Origin of the sequence: Glycomyces buryatensis (genome assembly GCF_004912275.1) — a bacterium.
GTDB lineage: Bacteria > Actinomycetota > Actinomycetes > Mycobacteriales > Micromonosporaceae > Glycomyces > Glycomyces buryatensis.
This window is the reverse complement of sequence record NZ_STGY01000041.1, coordinates 84,492-99,873: the sequence shown is the minus strand read 5'-3', so window position 1 is coordinate 99,873 and position 15,382 is coordinate 84,492. Positions and strand designations below refer to the sequence as shown.

General features: G+C 68.9%; 12 protein-coding genes and 3 tRNA genes. 7 read left to right on the top strand and 8 right to left on the bottom strand.

The window, feature by feature from the left end; translation table 11 throughout:
- The first annotated feature begins 1 nt into the window (after position 1).
- From argH to FAB82_RS10145, 3 genes are all read left to right on the top strand, one after another.
- The gene (gene argH / locus FAB82_RS10155) at positions 2-1,402 is read left to right on the top strand and encodes an argininosuccinate lyase (RefSeq protein ID WP_136534427.1); all 1,401 of its coding nucleotides are present in this window, start codon (positions 2-4) and stop codon (positions 1,400-1,402) included.
- Between the two features lie 84 nt (positions 1,403-1,486).
- Positions 1,487-1,753, top strand: a complete 267-nt coding sequence (locus FAB82_RS10150) for a hypothetical protein (protein WP_136534426.1) — start codon at positions 1,487-1,489, stop codon at positions 1,751-1,753.
- Entirely contained in the window at positions 1,750-2,073 is a 324-nt protein-coding gene (locus tag FAB82_RS10145) for a type II toxin-antitoxin system PemK/MazF family toxin (protein WP_136534425.1), read from the top strand. The genes FAB82_RS10150 and FAB82_RS10145 overlap by 4 nt, the downstream gene beginning before the upstream one ends.
- Positions 2,074-2,140: 67 nt before the next feature.
- On the opposite strand, the gene FAB82_RS10140 is transcribed toward FAB82_RS10145, so the two are convergent.
- From FAB82_RS10140 to FAB82_RS10110, 7 genes are all read right to left on the bottom strand, one after another.
- Positions 2,141-2,635 (bottom strand): hypothetical protein, encoded by a 495-nt coding sequence (locus FAB82_RS10140; RefSeq protein ID WP_136534424.1) that lies wholly within the window; start codon positions 2,633-2,635, stop codon positions 2,141-2,143.
- Between the two features lie 88 nt (positions 2,636-2,723).
- Positions 2,724-3,266 carry an HdeD family acid-resistance protein gene (locus FAB82_RS10135; protein WP_136534423.1) on the bottom strand — a complete coding sequence of 181 codons (543 nt, stop codon included), beginning with the start codon at positions 3,264-3,266 and terminating at the stop codon, positions 2,724-2,726.
- A 97-nt stretch (positions 3,267-3,363) separates the two neighbouring features.
- A complete protein-coding gene (locus FAB82_RS10130; protein WP_168801522.1) occupies positions 3,364-4,320 on the bottom strand; it encodes an RDD family protein in 957 nt (318 codons plus the stop codon).
- A 156-nt stretch (positions 4,321-4,476) separates the two neighbouring features.
- Positions 4,477-6,618 carry an MMPL family transporter gene (locus FAB82_RS10125; protein ID WP_136534421.1) on the bottom strand — a complete coding sequence of 714 codons (2,142 nt, stop codon included), beginning with the start codon at positions 6,616-6,618 and terminating at the stop codon, positions 4,477-4,479.
- Between the two features lie 107 nt (positions 6,619-6,725).
- Positions 6,726-7,397: a response regulator gene (locus tag FAB82_RS10120; protein WP_136534420.1), complete on the bottom strand. Its 672-nt coding sequence runs from the start codon at positions 7,395-7,397 to the stop codon at positions 6,726-6,728.
- Entirely contained in the window at positions 7,394-8,530 is a 1,137-nt protein-coding gene (locus FAB82_RS10115; RefSeq protein ID WP_136534419.1) for a sensor histidine kinase, read from the bottom strand. Before FAB82_RS10115 ends, FAB82_RS10120 begins: the two co-directional genes overlap by 4 nt.
- Before the next feature lie 142 nt (positions 8,531-8,672).
- On the bottom strand, positions 8,673-11,030 hold the full coding sequence (locus FAB82_RS10110) for a Tex family protein (RefSeq protein ID WP_136534418.1): 2,358 nt from the start codon (positions 11,028-11,030) through the stop codon (positions 8,673-8,675).
- A gap of 137 nt (positions 11,031-11,167) precedes the next feature.
- Between FAB82_RS10110 and FAB82_RS10105 the strand changes: the two genes are divergently transcribed.
- The 4 genes from FAB82_RS10105 (at position 11,168) to FAB82_RS10090 (ending at position 13,684) form a co-directional block, all read left to right on the top strand.
- Positions 11,168-11,240, top strand: a tRNA-Gly gene (locus FAB82_RS10105).
- 24 nt (positions 11,241-11,264) lie between these two features.
- Positions 11,265-11,336: transfer RNA gene (locus FAB82_RS10100), tRNA-Val, on the top strand.
- Between the two features lie 48 nt (positions 11,337-11,384).
- Positions 11,385-11,455, top strand: a tRNA-Cys gene (locus tag FAB82_RS10095).
- A 210-nt stretch (positions 11,456-11,665) separates the two neighbouring features.
- The gene (locus FAB82_RS10090; protein ID WP_136534417.1) at positions 11,666-13,684 is read left to right on the top strand and encodes an ATP-binding protein; all 2,019 of its coding nucleotides are present in this window, start codon (positions 11,666-11,668) and stop codon (positions 13,682-13,684) included.
- Between the two features lie 45 nt (positions 13,685-13,729).
- On the opposite strand, the gene FAB82_RS10085 is transcribed toward FAB82_RS10090, so the two are convergent.
- Positions 13,730-15,382, bottom strand: a 1,653-nt coding sequence (locus FAB82_RS10085; RefSeq protein WP_168801521.1) for a hypothetical protein, incomplete at its 5' end; no start/stop codon positions are given.

Genomic DNA, 15,382 nt, shown 5'->3' with positions numbered 1-15,382 from the left:
CGTGTCGAAACTCTGGGGAGGCCGCTTCTCCGGCGGTCCCGCCGCCGCCCTCGAAGCCCTGAACGCGTCGATCGGCTTCGACTGGCGGCTGGCACCATACGACCTCAAGGCCTCCAAAGCACACGCCCGCGTCCTGCACCGCGCCGGACTGCTCGATGAGTCCGAACTCGACCGGATGCTCGAAGCACTCGACGGCCTCGCCGTCGACGTCGAATCCGGTGCCTTCCAAGGCACCGTCGCCGACGAGGACGTCCACACCGCGCTCGAGCGCGGACTGGTCGAACGCCTCGGCGAGCTCGGCGGCAAGCTCCGCGCCGGCCGCAGCCGCAACGACCAGATCGCCACCGACCTGCGCCTGTACTGTCGCGACCACGCCCGTGGGCTCGGCGCCGACCTGGCCGACCTGGTCAGCGCGCTGGCCGAGCAGGCCGCCACCGTGGTGGATGCGCCCGCGCCGGGCATGACCCACCTGCAGCACGCGCAGCCGATCACCTTGGGACACCAGCTGCTGGCCCACGCCCAGGGATTCATCCGCGACCTGGAACGGCTGTGGGACTGGGACAAGCGCGCGGCGGTCTCGCCGCTGGGCTCGGGCGCCCTCTCGGGCTCCTCGCTGCCGCTCGACCCGGTCGCCGTCGCCGAGGAGCTCGGCTTCGCACGGCCCGTCGCGAACTCGCTCGACGGCGTGTCCGACCGCGACTTCGCCGCGGAGCTGCTGTTCGTGTGCTCCATGATCGGCATCCACCTCTCCCGCCTGGGGGAGGAGATCATCCTCTGGTCGAGCCAGGAGTTCGGCTGGGTGACCTTGGACGACGCCTTCTCGACCGGCTCGTCGATCATGCCGCAGAAGAAGAACCCGGACGTCGCCGAACTCGCGCGCGGCAAGTCCGGGCGCCTCGTCGGCAACCTCACGAGCCTGCTCGTGACGCTCAAGGGACTGCCGTTCACGTACAACAAGGACCTCCAGGAGGACAAGGAGCCGGTCTTCGACTCCCTGGACAATCTGGCGCTGCTCCTGCCCGCCGTGACCGGCATGGTCGAGACGATGCGGCTCAACACCGAGATCCCGCGCGCGGCCGCCCCGAAGGGCTTCAGCCTCGCCACCGAGATCGCGGACTGGCTGGTCCGCAAGGGCATCCCGTTCCGCTCGGCTCACGAGGTCGCCGGGGCCTGCGTCGCCCACTGCGAGGAGCGCGGCATCGAGCTGCACGAGATCGCCGACGCCGACCTGGCCGGTATCTCGGAACACCTGGACCCGTCGGTGAAGGCCGTGCTCGACGTGGACGGTGCGCTGGCAGCGCGCACCACGCCCGGCTCGACCGGCCCGAGGGCCGTGGCCGACCAGCTCGCCCAGGTCCGCGAATCGGTCGAGGCCTGGCGCGACTGGGCCGCCCCGAACTAAAGCGAGACAAAGCAAAGCGGTCCCGGGCAATGCCCGGGACCGCTTTCGCGCCTGAATGTTCTACAAATGTTGTACACTCGGGGAATGGCTATTGGCTTTCGACCTACAGACGATGACGAGCGGATCATCCAGAGCTTCAAACGCGAGGGTGAGAACACGTCTGACGTGATCCGCCGGGGACTACGAAGTCTGGAACGGTTGGCGTGGGAAGAGCAGGCACGGGCAGATATGGCGAAGCTTGCTCTGGAGGACCTGTCCGACGAGCCCGATGAATGGGAGTACGACGAATCGGGTGATATCCGAGTCGTCGGAAGCGATGTCGTCGTCCCTCGCCGCGAGGATCACCGGTGATCCGGGGCGCGATTTACCCCATCGACCTCGGTGAAGCGAAGCGAGGCCATGAACAGCGGGGCAGGCGTTTCGGGCTGGTCATCAGCGTTAGTCTCGACGGCTGGAGCACGGTCACTGTCATACCGACTTCGACGAGGGCCAAACCTGCGGCCTTCCGCCCCGAAATCGCTGTGGCGGGGCGGGACACCCGATTGCTGGTCGATCAAATGCGCAGCATAGACACGCAATATGTGACAGGCGGGTTGATCGACTTCCTCAACCAGGAGGATATGGAGCAAGTCGAGTACGCGGTCATCCGTTATCTCGGACTCGCAGTGTGAATTCCAAAGCCTTAAGCAGGACAAGTGAAAACGGCCCGCGCGAAGCGCGGGCCGTTTTCGCGCTCGCTCAGCCGGTCGTTACGGGGCCGGGGTAGACGTACACCGGCTCGGTGCAGTCGTCATACGGCACATCGGAGGGCACGGTCCGGCAGATCGCCACGGTCAGGTAATCGATCGGTTCCTCCCAGGTGGATTCGAGGCTGAATGAGTACTCGAAGCTCGACCTGGAGTTCTCCAGCGCTTCCCGGTGCTCGGATACGGGCCGGTCGTCGGCGTACGCCACGAATTCGATGTGGCGCTCGTACGGAATGACGTGCAGGCAGTTCCGGTCGCTCAGGACCGTGGTCGCGGCCTTGCCGGTGATGACGACCACGGGCTCCACGGTGAACGTCGGCCATTCGGCCTCACCGGCGGTCTCGTAGTAGGTGCACAGGTCCTCGCCGAGATCGTTGGTCTCGAAGTACATCGGTGCCGCGGAGGCGGGGGAGGAGACGGCGAGGGCTAGGAGGATTCCGGCGGCGAGGGCCGCGGCGGCGCGCAGGGTTTTGAACGGTCGTTTCATGGGGCTCCCATCAGAGGGGTGCGACGGAGGCGTCCCCACCTCGCACTCCGTCGCCTCATGCTTACCCGACCGACTATCCCGGACTGTCCTATTCGGTGTCAAGCTCCTTGGCGAGCCGGCGGAGCCGGATGCTGGAGATGATGGTGATGACACCCCAGATGAGCGCGAGGAACCCGATGGTCAGCACCAGCGCGACCGCGCCCTCGCCGGGCCGCGCCAGCAGCAGGATGCCGAGTATGACGCCGACGAGGCCGGAGAAGACGAGCATCCAGCGTCCGCCCGCATCGCCCTTGACGCCGAAGCCCTTGACGATGTAGCCGATGCCGAGGACGAGCGCCCAGAACGCGATCACGTAGAGCAGCGCGAGCGCGCTGATCCCGGGCCACACCAGGGCGATGAGACCGGCGATGACGCCCATGACGCCGATGAAGATGGTCCAGCCGCGCCCGGTTTCCTTCCGCATGCCCATGACGATCGCGGTGATGCCGTCGACGATGGCGTAGGCCCCGAAGAGGATCACGAGCGCCAGCAAGGTGATGCCGGGCCAGAACACGGCGAGCGCGCCGAAGAGGAGCGTAATAATCCCTCGCGCGAGCACCCAGGCCCAGTTCTTAGCGAGCAATTCAAGCATGACAACTACCTCACCTGCGAAAACTCTGGTGGCCTCAGGCTATGACAAACCGGACCACATGGCGAGGATTCCGCAGAATGAGACAGAGCCATCGTGATCAGGCGATCGGAGGCTGACCGTCTCCACGGCGCCTGCGATAGGTGTCCACGGCTCGGTCCTTGGCGGAGGTGCCCAGATCGCGCAGGCGCTGCGCCTGTTCGCTCTCGCTCGCCTGCGTGATGATGCGGGCGCCGGTTTCCCTGGCGCGCTGGACCGGGACCTGGTCGGCGAGACCGGTGGCGCCGGTGCGGGTGGCGTCGGCCGCCTGCCGCGCCGCCGACGCACTCGCCTGGGCGGCGTTCGCGATCGTCTGCCCGGCTTTGGCGTAGACGCCGGCGCGGACCACCCGGGTGCCGGCCACCAGGTCGGCCAGCGACCGCCGCTCCCGGCCGACCAGCGCCGTCACCAGATAGGCGACCAGTGCCGCGACCGACAGGACCCACAGCGCGAAGCCGCCGGCGAAGCTGCCGTGCAGCAGTGCCACCCAGGCGAGTCCGTACAGGCCGCCGGTGCAGACGACCGTAATCAGCGCACGGACCGCCGAGCGCCAAACGCCGACGCCGGGACGCCGGCGCCCTTCCAGTCGCATGTCGAGGATCATCCTGCCGACCGTGCGGCCCTTCCACAGGCCCGCGGCGAGTTCGTAGGCAAGGTGGAACGCGATGAGGACGAAGATCGACAGCTGGATCTTCGAGACGATCATCCTCCAGGCCGACAGCCCGAACGATTCGGCGGCCTCGCCGACATCGCCTCCGGTGGTGAGCAGACTGAACAGGACCCGGACGATCTCACCGCCGGAAATGGTCGTGAGGCTCTCGGCGATGGTGTTGTAGGTCAGCGTCGCGAGCAGGACGAACACGGCGGTCCAGACGCCGAAGTCGATCGCGCGGCCGCCGATTCGGCGGCCGATGCCCGGGGCGGGCGAGGCCGACTCCGGCGACGCGGCTCCAGGATCGGAAGCCACGGGGCCGGGGCCGTGGTCGGGCGGACCTGGCAGAAAGGGCGGTTGCGTCATGGGGCTTCCAGAAATCTCCATAGGGGTGGACGGCGAGCGGACTCCGTATGGTGTGCAAGCAGTATAAGAAGGACACGCCACCGCCGGGGTACCGCGCACGGGGACGACGCCCCCGGTGCGTGTCGCACCGGGGGCGTCGCGGGTGTTGAATGCGGTCTATCGGGTGGCGGCCGGCTCGCGGGTGCGGTCCGCGGCCTGGGCTTCCGGTTCGGGTTCGACGGTGAGGTGCGGGACGATCCGGTCGAGCCACTTCGGTATCCACCAGGCGGCCCGGCCGAGGACCTTCATGATCGCGGGAACGAGCAGGCAGCGGATGACGATGGCGTCGATGAAGATCGCGACCGCCAGGGCGATCCCGAACTGCTGCAACAGCCTCGCGTCGTCCATCATGAACGAGCCGAACACGGCCATCATGATCGCCGCGGCGGCGGTGATGACCCCTCCGGTCGAAGCCAGTCCCTTCCGGACGGCCTCGATGGGGCTGTTGGTGCGCACCCATTCCTCGCGCATCCGCGAGACCAGGAACACCTCGTAGTCCATCGACAAGCCGAAGACGATCGCGAAGACCATCACCGGCACGAACGCCTCCACCGGTCCCGGCGGGATCCCGAACATGCCCTCCTGGAAGATCCAGGTGATCACGCCCAGCGAGGCGCCGATGGTGAGCAGGTTGAGGATCGCCGCCTTGATCGGAATGAGGATCGAGCGGAACACGACCGTCAGCAGCAGCATCGACAAACCGACGACGAACAGCAGGAACAGAGGCGCCTTGTCGATGATGATGTCGGAGAAGTCGATCGCCGCGGCCGTCGATCCGCCGACGAGCTGCGTGCCCTCGACCTGGTCCAACACGTCCCCGCGCAGTTGCCCGACGAGGTCCACCGTGGACTGGTTGGCCGGACCACCGGTGCCGGCGACGGTCGACATCCACAGGTCCTCGCCGATCTGGAACGGCGGTGAGGCGAACTCGACGGTGTCCAGGTCGGACATGGCCTCGTAGGCCGCCCCGGCCTCCGCCTCGGTGCCGTCGGTGACGACCATGAGCGGGCCGTTGAAGCCCGGCCCGAAGCCGTCGGAGAGCATGTCGTAGGCGACGTGAGTGGTCGTACCCTCGGCGTCGGTTCCGGCGTCGGCGAAGCCGAGCCGCAGGTCCATCAGCGGCGCCGACAGCGCCAGCAGTCCCGCGAAGACGATCGCGATAGCCGCCCAGGCACGCTTCTCCACGAACCGTGACCAGCCCATCCAGCGAGAGCCCGGCGCACGCTTCGCCTTCGCGGCGTGCTTCCTGACCCGCTTCTCGATGCGCTTGCCGAACAGCGCCAGCAGCGCGGGCAGCAGCGTCACCGACGCCAGCATCGTCACCAGCACCACCAGTGCCACCGACAGCGAGACCGCCTGGAGCGAACCGAGACCGAGCGCGAACAGGCCCATGAGCGCCACGATCACGACCGACCCGGCGAAGATCACCGACCGGCCGGCGGTGTCGAGCGCGACGGCCGCCGCGCCCTTGCGGTTCGAGCCTTGCAGCAGCTCGGACCGGTAACGGGCGAAGATCAGCAGCGCGTAGTCGACGCCGACCCCGAAGCCCACCAGGAACATGATCGGCGTCAGGTACGTCGGCAACGTCACCACATGGGAGACCACCATGGACAGGAAGAAGGTGACGCCGACGGCGAACACGGCGGTGATCAGCGGCAGGCTCGCGGCCAGGAACGATCCGAACATGAGCACCAGGATCACCAGGGCCGCCAGCATGCCGACGCCCTCGGCGGCGCCGCCGCCCCCTTCGGTGGCCTCCCGGATCACGTCGCCGCCGAGTGCGACGGTCAATCCGTCGCCGGAGGCCTCCTCGGCCACGTCGATGAGCGCGGCCGCCTCCTCGGTGGAACCGGAGAAGTTCGCGGTGGCATAGCCGACGGTGCCGTCCTCGGCGAGCGCGCCAGGCGTCTCGAACGGGTCGTTCACGCCGTCGACGCCGGGCATCGCCGCGAACTCGTCGAGCACGCCCTGGACGCGGTCCTCCTGGCCGGCGACGCCGTCGTTCTCGCCGAACACGATCTGGACGGTGGACTCATTGGCGTCGGGAGCCCGCTCATCCAGCAGATCCGACAACTCCTGGGACTCGGTGCCCGGCATCGAGTTGTCGTCCTCGAAGGCCGAACCGGTCCACGAGCCGACACCTATGGCCCCGGCGAACACCAGGACCCATGCGAGCAGAGCGACCAATGGACGGCGTTGGGTCCACGCGGAGAGCCGCGCCAGACCGGAAGGCCGCTGTGGGGTGAGTTGCTGATTCATGCTCACTACCGTCGCCGCCGCAGCGGCCCGGTACATCGGCTCAGCAGAGGCAATCGGCCTACTCCAGGAGTGTCAACCCCGGCGCGGCATGTACCCCAGGCGGAGTATCAGTCCCCGTCGGTCCAGGTCGGGCGCACCAGACCCGACTCGTACGCCGTCACCACCAACTGCGCCCGGTCCCGCGCCGACAGCTTCGACATGATCCGGCTGACGTGCGTCTTCGCCGTCGCCGGCGACAGGAACAGCGCCCCGGCGATCTCGTCATTGCTCATGCCCGTGGCCACCAGCGAAAGCACCTCGGTCTCCCGCTCGGTCAGGGCGTTCAGCTTCGGGCTCGGATCGGGACGGGCCACCCGGCCCGCGAACTCGCCGATGAGCCGGCGCGTGATCCCCGGGGAGATGAGCGCGTCCCCGGCGGCCACCACCCGGATCGCATGAATCAGCTCGTCCGGATCGGTGTCCTTCACGAGGAAGCCGCTCGCGCCCGCCCGCAGCGCCCGATACACGTAGTCGTCCTCGTCGAAGGTGGTCAGGATGATCACCCGCACCCCGTCGAGCTTCGCGTCCGCGCCGATCCGCTCCGTCGCCTCCAGGCCGTCCACGCCGGGCATCCGGATGTCCATGAGCACCACATCGGGACGGTGCCGCCGCGCCAGCTCCGGCACCTCGGCGCCGTCCGACGCCTCGGCCACGATCTCGATATCGTCCTCGTCGCCCAGGATCGAAGCGAACCCGGCCCGCACCAGCCGCTGATCGTCCACCAGCATTACACGGATCACGACTGCACCTCCAACGGCCACGTGGCCTCGACAATGAAGCCCCCGTCTTCGCGCGGACCCGCGTCGAACGTACCGCCCAGGCTCTCGGCACGCTCGCGCATACCCGTCAGTCCGTTCCCGGCGATCGGTTTGCCGCCCTTGGCGTCCCCGTCATCGGCGATCCGCAGCGCCAGAGTGGAGGTTCCGATCACGACATCGACCTCCACGTGCCGGGCCCCGGCGTGCCGCACCACGTTCGTCAACGCCTCCTGCGCCACCCGGAACGCCGCCGCATCCACCGCCACCGGCAGCTCCGCCCGGCCGTCGCGGCGCAGCACCACCTCGATACCGGCCGACTCGGCCGCCGCCACCAGCGGCGGCAGCTGCTCCAGGCTCGGCCCCGGCCCGGTCGGCGAATCCACGCCCGCCTCCCGCAGCACCCCGACCATCGCCCGCAGCTCCCGCAGCGACAACTGGCTCGTCTCCGCGATGACGCCCAGCGTCGCCTCGGTCGAATACGTCGGATTCTTCTTCAGCTTCCGCAGCGCCGCCGAAGTCTGCACATTGATCAGCGACAGGTGGTGCCCGACCGCGTCATGCAGCTCCCGGGCGATCCGCAGCCGCTCCTCGGCCACGCTGCGCCGCTCACCCTCCCGAATCGCCGTCTCGGCCTGGGCCCGGTAGGCCCGGTGGCTCGCCACCATGGACCCGAACGCGACGATCGCCACGAACCAGCCCGCCAGGAGGTAGGTCTCGACCACGGACATGTGCACGAAGCCGCTGATCCACTCCGGAATTATCAGGGCCGCGAACGAGACCGACGTGACCGACCAGGCCGCGACGACGTGCCCGCGTGCCGCGAGCGTAAAGAGCGCCACGACGTACGTCACCAGGACCGGGCCGTCGATCGAGGAGGCCGGGTAGTAGACGATCGAACACACCAGCGTGATGAACGTGACCGTCAGCGGGAAGGTGTTGCGGAAGAACAGCGCCGCGCAGGCGATGACCGTCGCCGCCCACCCGAGCGGCTCGGACAGGCCGATCGGATCGGTGCCCACCACGGCGAGCTGCAGCGCGATCCACACGAAGACGACGAAGGTCACGATGGAACCGACGATGAGGTCGCCGACGCGGTCAGAGAAACGGTCGAACACGTCCCCAGCCTAAAGGGGAGCGAAACGGCGGCCCCGCCGAAGCGGGGCCGCCGTCCGAAACTCTAGATCGGTGATCGCCGATTGAACCGGTGAGCACTCCCGTGTCAGGGGAGCGTTCACCGCTTGGATTCCGTCAACCGACCTAGGCCAGCCCGGCCCGCTTCAGGGCCTCGGCCATCGCGCTCTGCGGAGCGGCCTGGCCGCCCCGCTGGCTCGGCTGCCTGCCGCCCTTGCCTCCGCGGCCGCCCTGGTTCCCGCCGCGGGGCTGACCGCCCTTGACGCGGCCTTGACCGCCCCCCTGACCGCCGCCCTTGCCCTCATCGGGCCCGGGCTCGTCGTCCAGTCGCATCGTCAGCGAGATGCGCTGGCGCGCTGGGTCAACCGAGAGCACCTTCACGCGCACCACGTCGCCGGACTTGACGATCTCGCGCGGGTCGTCCACGTAGCGGTTGGCGAGCGCGGAGATGTGCACCAGGCCGTCCTGGTGGACGCCGATGTCGACGAACGCACCGAAGGCGGCGACGTTGGTCACCGCGCCTTCGAGGATCATGCCGACCTCCAGGTCGCCGATCTTCTCGACGCCCTCCTTGAAGGTGGCGGCCTTGAACTCCGGACGCGGGTCGCGGCCCGGCTTCTCCAGTTCGGCCAGGATGTCGGAGACGGTCGGGACGCCGAAGCGCTCGTCGGCGAAGTCTCCCGCCTTGAGCTTCCGCAGCGTCGCGGCGTTCCCGAGCAGGCCGCCGATTTGCTCGCCCGTCCCGGAGAGGATGCGCTCGACGACCGGGTAGGCCTCGGGGTGGACGGCGGAGGCGTCGAGCGGGTTGGAGCCGCCGGTGACGCGCAGGAACCCGGCCGCCTGCTCGAAGGCCTTCGGGCCGAGCCGGGCGACGTTCAGCAGGTCTTTGCGGTCGCCGAAGCGGCCGTGCTCGTCGCGCCAGGCGACGATGTTCGCGGCGACGGACTCGGTGAGCCCCGAGACCTGACTCAGCAGCGGAACGCTGGCGGTATTGAGGTCGACGCCGACGGCGTTCACGGCGTCCTCGACCACGGCCTCAAGGGATTTGGTGAGTTTCGTCTCGGTCAGGTCGTGCTGGTACTGGCCGACCCCGATGTGCTTGGGCTCGATCTTCACCAGTTCGGCGAGCGGGTCCTGGAGCCGCCGGGCGATCGAGACCGCGCCGCGCAGCGACACGTCCATGCTCGGCAGCTCCTTCGTCGCGTAGGCCGACGCCGAATACACCGACGCGCCCGCCTCGGAGACCACGATCTTGGACAGGTTCGCCTTGCCCGCTAGGGCCTTCATCAGGTCGGCGGCCAGCCGGTCGGTCTCGCGGGAGGCGGTGCCGTTGCCGATCGCGATGAGTTCGACGCCGTGCTTCTGCACCAGGGCGCCGAGCTGGGCCAGTGAGGCGTCCCACTGGTTCTGCGGTTGGTGCGGGTAGATCGCGGTGGTGTCGAGGACCTTCCCAGTCGCGTCGACCACGGCGACCTTGACGCCCGTGCGGTAGCCCGGGTCGAGCCCCATGACGGTCTTCTGCCCGGCCGGCGCGGCCAGCAGCAGGTCCTTCAGGTTCGAGGCGAAGACCTTGACGGCCTCGTCCTCGGCGCCCTGCCACAGCCGCATCCGCAGGTCCACGCCGAGCTTGACGAGGATGCGGGTGCGCCAGGCCCAGGAGACGGACTTGGCCAGCCACGCGTCGGCCCGGCGACCGGCGTCCCGGATGCCGAAGCGGGCGGCGATCATGCCCTCGTAGCCCGCCGCTTCTTCTTCCGTCTCGCCCGGATCCAGTGTGAGGGAAAGAACTTCTTCCTTCTCGCCGCGCATCAGCGCCAGGACCCGGTGGGACGGCAGGGTGGTGAACGTCTCCCCGAATTCGAAGTAGTCGGAGAACTTCGCCCCCTTCTCCTCGGCTCCGCCGCGCACCCGCGACACCAGCCGGCCCCGTTTCCACATGCGTTCACGCAGCTCACCGATGAGGTCGGCGTCCTCGGAGTACCGCTCGGTGAGGATCGCGCGGGCGCCGGCGAGCGCGGCGGCGACGTCCTTGATCTCGGCCTCCGGATTGAGGAAGCCGGCCGCGACGGTCTCGGGGTCCTGGGTCGGGTCGTTCAGCAGCGTCTCGGCCAGCGGTTCGAGCCCGGCCTCGCGCGCGATCTGGGCCTTCGTGCGTCGCTTCTGCTTGAACGGCGCGTACAGGTCCTCCAGCCGGCCCTTGGTGTCGGCACCGTCGATCTGGGCCGCCAACTCGTCGGTCAGCTTGCCCTGCTCGGCGATCGACTTGAGGACCGCCTCCCGCCGGGCGTCGAGCTCCCGCAGGTAGCCCAGGCGCTCCTCCAGGGCGCGCAGCTGCTCGTCGTCGAGGCCGCCGGTGGCCTCCTTGCGATAGCGGGCGATGAACGGGACGGTGGAGCCGTCGTCGAGAAGACCGACGGCGGCGCGGACTTGATGGGAGCCGACCGAGAGTTCTTCGGCGATGCGTTGATTGATAGCTTGAGCCACGGGGATGGATTCTGCCAGAGGACTGCGACAACGGCGCCCGAAGCCGCCATCCCCGACCCCCGGGTGGACGCTTGCGAAGGCGTTGGGTAAAGTTCTATCCCGTCGCCGGGGGGCAGAAAAAACCACCTGGAAGACATGCGGACGTAGCGCAGTTGGTAGCGCGACACCTTGCCAAGGTGTAGGTCGCCGGTTCGATCCCGGTCGTCCGCTCGGAGCTCGAAAGAGCGCTATCCCGGACGATTAGCTCAGCGGGAGAGCACTCCCCTGACACGGGAGAGGTCACTGGTTCAATCCCAGTATCGTCCACCGCAGTGAGGGCCCAGGTTGATAAGGCCTGGGCTTTTCTCGCATCATGGTGGGTTGGCCGAGTGGTTAGGCAGCGGCCTGCAAAGCCGTCCACACGGGTTCGACTCCCGTACCCACCTCAACAGAGGATTACGAGAACGGCCCCGGATCGAATCCGGGGCCGTTCTCTTTGCCCCCATTCCGGCGGCCCCGGTTCGCCGCTCCACTGAGGAAACAGGGATGCCGGGAGCCGGAGAATAATTGTGCCGGAGCGGGTTCCGCAGTCGAGCGACCGGCTCGGCGCTGTGCGACCATGAACTGAGCATTCCGAACCTCTCCGGGGAGCCCAGATGCCAGACGAGTCGTCCACGCGGAGCGAGTTCCACAGTGAATTCAACGGCGACGTCCACAGCGTGAACCAGATCGGCCGGGTCGAGCACTACCACGCCGCTCCCGTCGCCGACCCGCTTCGGGAAGGGCCGCCGCTGCGCCCCGACTGGGCCGGCCGCGCAAGGGAACTGGCCGAATTCGAACGGGCGCTGGAGTCGGGGCGGTGGCTCTCGGTCCACGGTCCCCGAGGCATCGGCAAGTCGGCGGTGGCGGCGATGCTCCTGGAGCGGATGCGGCGGGCCTACCCGGGTGGCCAGCTCTATATCGACTTGAATAAGGAAGATATATCGAGAGCGATGCATTCGTTGCTGTCGCGCCTCTACGCCAATCAACGGCAGATCCCCGACACCCTCGAAGGCCTCACCGCGCTCTTCCAGACCGCCACTCGGAACCGGCGAATGCTCGTGGTGGTCGATGGCGTCACCCGGGTCCGGGAGGCGGAAGCCCTCCGACCCGCGGGGGAGGGCTCCGGCTTCGCGGTCTTCGGAGACGTGCCGCTCGACGACTCGGCCTACGAACAGCACGAACTGGGGCCGCTCGATCCGGCCGACGCCGCCGAGTATCTCCGCAGGGCCTGCCCGAACCTGTCCGGGGCCGTGCTGCCCCGACTGGTCGAGGAGTTCGGTGGCGTCCCCGCGAAGCTCCGGGCCCTCGCCGGCCTGGTGCACAACAAGTCGCTCGACAGCTTCGGCGGCATCCAGTCCGCGGTCGGAGGCGAGTCGGTGTTCGACAGTCTGTACACCAGCCTCAGCGAGCCCGCCAGATGGCTCTACCGGTTCTTCGGCGCGCTCCCGGGCGGCGAGTTCGAGACCGCGCTGACCGGGATCTTCGTCGGCTCCCGCGACTGGACCCGCGACGGGGTGCCCGCGGAATTCGCCGAACTCGAAGCGGCACAACTCATCAGCCGCCTCCCTGGCGGCTGGTACCGCATCGAGCGGTATCCCCTGCGAAACCTCCCGGTGCCGGGCGAAGCGGTCTCCTCGGATCTGATCATCCCCCTGCGCCGCCAGCTCGGCTGGCACGTGCGACGCGCCCAGCGCGCCGACGAGGCCATCATGGGCGACCGCCAGCGGCACGCCCCGGACTTCGGCGCCGCCTTCGAGGTGCGCGGGTTCCCGGGCCGGCCCGAGGCCATGGAATGGTTCCGGACCCTCCACACGGCCCTGGCCGACTCGGTCCGCATAGCGGCGGTCCGGGGCTGGCACGAGGAGACCTGGGCGCTGGCGGAGGCGTTGTGGGCGTATTACACGAACGCGGCGCAGCACCGCGAGGCAGTGACGTGCTACCGCGGCGCGCTCAATGCGGCCGAGAGCCCGCTGGCCCGAGCACAGCTATCGGCGCTGCTGGGGCTGTGCCTGATCGAAAGCTCGGAATTCGCCGAGGCCGAGTTGCGGCTCGATGAGGGCCTGCGGGTGGCCCTCGCCGGGCAGGACTCCCCGGAACAAGGCGAGAGGTTCAGGGCGCTCGTCGGGACCTTGGAGGAGCAGTTCGCGCGGCTGCGCCACCGCGAGGAGCGCTTCAAGGAGGCGGTCGGCCACATCAGGCGGTCCATCGCGAGCGCCGAATCGCTCGGCCGCGCGAAGGCCGTCGCCATCCGGCTGCGGGTGCTGGCCGAGATCCGCCTCGACGAGGGCGACCTCGCGGCGGCCGAGGAGACGTGGCAGCGGGCCGCGGCGATATTCGAGGCCGAGGGCGACGGACTGCACCTGGCCGGAACCCGCCTCGACTTGGCGCTCTTGCGGTTCGACAGCGGAGACGCCGCGGCGAAGGCCGCGGCCACCTCGGAGGTCAATCGGATCGTGGGGGAGCTGCGCGAGCAGAGCCTGTGGCAGCTCGGCGCCGAGACGCATGAGCGCCTGGCCGATCGACTCGAAGGCGAGGAACGCCGAATGCGCCTGACCATGGCGTACGAGCTGTACAGGGCCCACGAGGCGTTCTTCGATGCGGACCGAGTGAAAGCGGCGCTCGAGATCGGCTGACCGGACCACCATTGGAGCCCGGTCCGGGCACTCCCGCGCTCACGGTCAATTGAAAGGCCGGACCCGAAGCGCCGCTTCAGGTCCCGTGCCGACGAGGCGCCATTCGGCCGAGTCGGGTTTTCCGGCTTCGAGCCAGATCGATGCGGCCGCGTCCGCGTATTCCGGTGGGCACATCGCCCTGAGGGTTCGGCCGTCGCGGGAATCCCAGACCAGTTCGTCCGGCGCCAGGCGGACGCTCGCCGCGAGCGCCATCGGGTGCTCTTTCAAGAGGCTGCGGGATTCGTCGCGGGCTTCGGCTACGGGGAGCGCGCCGTGGTGCCGGGTGATGATGTCGGCGCGGTCTCTGGCCTCCTGGTCCAGGCACCTGACGTCCGCCACGAGGTGGCCGGGGGCGCCGAACTCACCGACGCTTCGGTGCGGGCCGCGGCCTTCGACCGCCGGGTAGCGGCTCCAGCCGGCGTGACCGCCCTCGATCTCGACCACGCACCGCCAGGCCGAGGTCGGCCGCCAGTGCTCCACCGGCGATGGCAGCGGCAGCATGTGCGGGCTCTTCGCCTCCGCGGCCTCAATCCCGAGGATTCGCAGGATGGCGGCCGGAATGCGCTGGGACGGACCGGGGTCAGGCTCGGCCAGCGCTTCGGTGAAGCAGTCGTCCTTGAGCGGCCCCGATTCGCACAACCGCTCCACCTGGTCGAGGAGGTCGCCCCCGGAGTCGAACCACGGTGCGAGCGTCCCGAAGGCCCGCAGTGGCGACTCGGGCGGCATCTCGTCGCGTCCGAAGGCCGCCACGGCCGTCGGGATGCCCAGGGCCGCAGCGTAGAAGGTGGTGGAGCCGTGGTCGCCGATGACGCAGTCGGCGGCCGATATCGTTGCGCGCCAGCCTTCGCCGGGGTCCACCATGATCAGGCCGTTCTCCAGCTGGCGTCGGAACAGGCCCTCCATGCTGCCGTGGACGGCGAGGATGTTCGGGTGGGGGATGAAGGCAACCGCGTAGTCGTCCATCGGCAGGGCGGCCAGGAGTCGTTCGGGCAGCTGCGGGTGGTGGGCCCACAGGGAATGGCCCAGCCAGGTCGAGGAGACCACGACCAGGCGTTGTTCGGGGCGGACGCCGAGGCCGCGGCGGTATTCGCGACGCATTCGGGCGCTGGCTTTCAGTCGTTCCAGGCACAGGTCGCCGGTGATGTCCGCATACGGGACCGCTTCGGGGCAGTCGATCGCGAGACGCTTCTCGGCGGCGGGTCCGGGGAGGGCGAGGTAGGCGGGCAGTTCGCCGTTCGGGCCGCGGAGTTGGCCCCGGGCGAGACCGGCGACGCCGTCGAAGTAGGGGGTGAAGCGGTTGTGGCCGGCGCCGTGGGGGAGCAGGGCGAAGGGGGCGCGCGGCTCGTGGAGGGAGCGGCTGGCGCCGGAGGAGACGATGAGGTCGGGCGGGTCGGCCTTGACGGTGTCCCAGTCGATCAGGTCGAGATCGCGGTGCCGGGCGAAGCGGTGGGCGCTGTCTTGGCGGTCGCCGTCGAACACCGAGTAGCGGAGCAGGAGGCGGCGGTCGGCGGCGAGGAGGGGTTCGACGTCGAAGTAGAGCCGACTGAGGGCTTGGATGGTGCTGCCGGCGAGGACGACTCTGCGCCGGTACGGCGAGGTTGGGCCGTCAACCGGCCACTGCGGCAGCCCGGGGTTCCGGGGTGCCGGGGTTCCGGGGTG

Excerpts from the sequence above, each read along its gene's own strand:
- FAB82_RS10150 (WP_136534426.1), top strand. The coding sequence starts at position 1,487 with ATGGCTATTGGCTTTCGACCTACAGACGATGACGAGCGGATCATCCAG.
- FAB82_RS10125 (WP_136534421.1), bottom strand. The coding sequence starts at position 6,618 with ATGAATCAGCAACTCACCCCACAGCGGCCTTCCGGTCTGGCGCGGCTC.
- FAB82_RS10090 (WP_136534417.1), top strand. The coding sequence starts at position 11,666 with ATGCCAGACGAGTCGTCCACGCGGAGCGAGTTCCACAGTGAATTCAAC.
- FAB82_RS10135 (WP_136534423.1), bottom strand. The coding sequence starts at position 3,266 with ATGCTTGAATTGCTCGCTAAGAACTGGGCCTGGGTGCTCGCGCGAGGG.
- FAB82_RS10140 (WP_136534424.1), bottom strand. The coding sequence starts at position 2,635 with ATGAAACGACCGTTCAAAACCCTGCGCGCCGCCGCGGCCCTCGCCGCC.
- FAB82_RS10130 (WP_168801522.1), bottom strand. The coding sequence starts at position 4,320 with ATGACGCAACCGCCCTTTCTGCCAGGTCCGCCCGACCACGGCCCCGGC.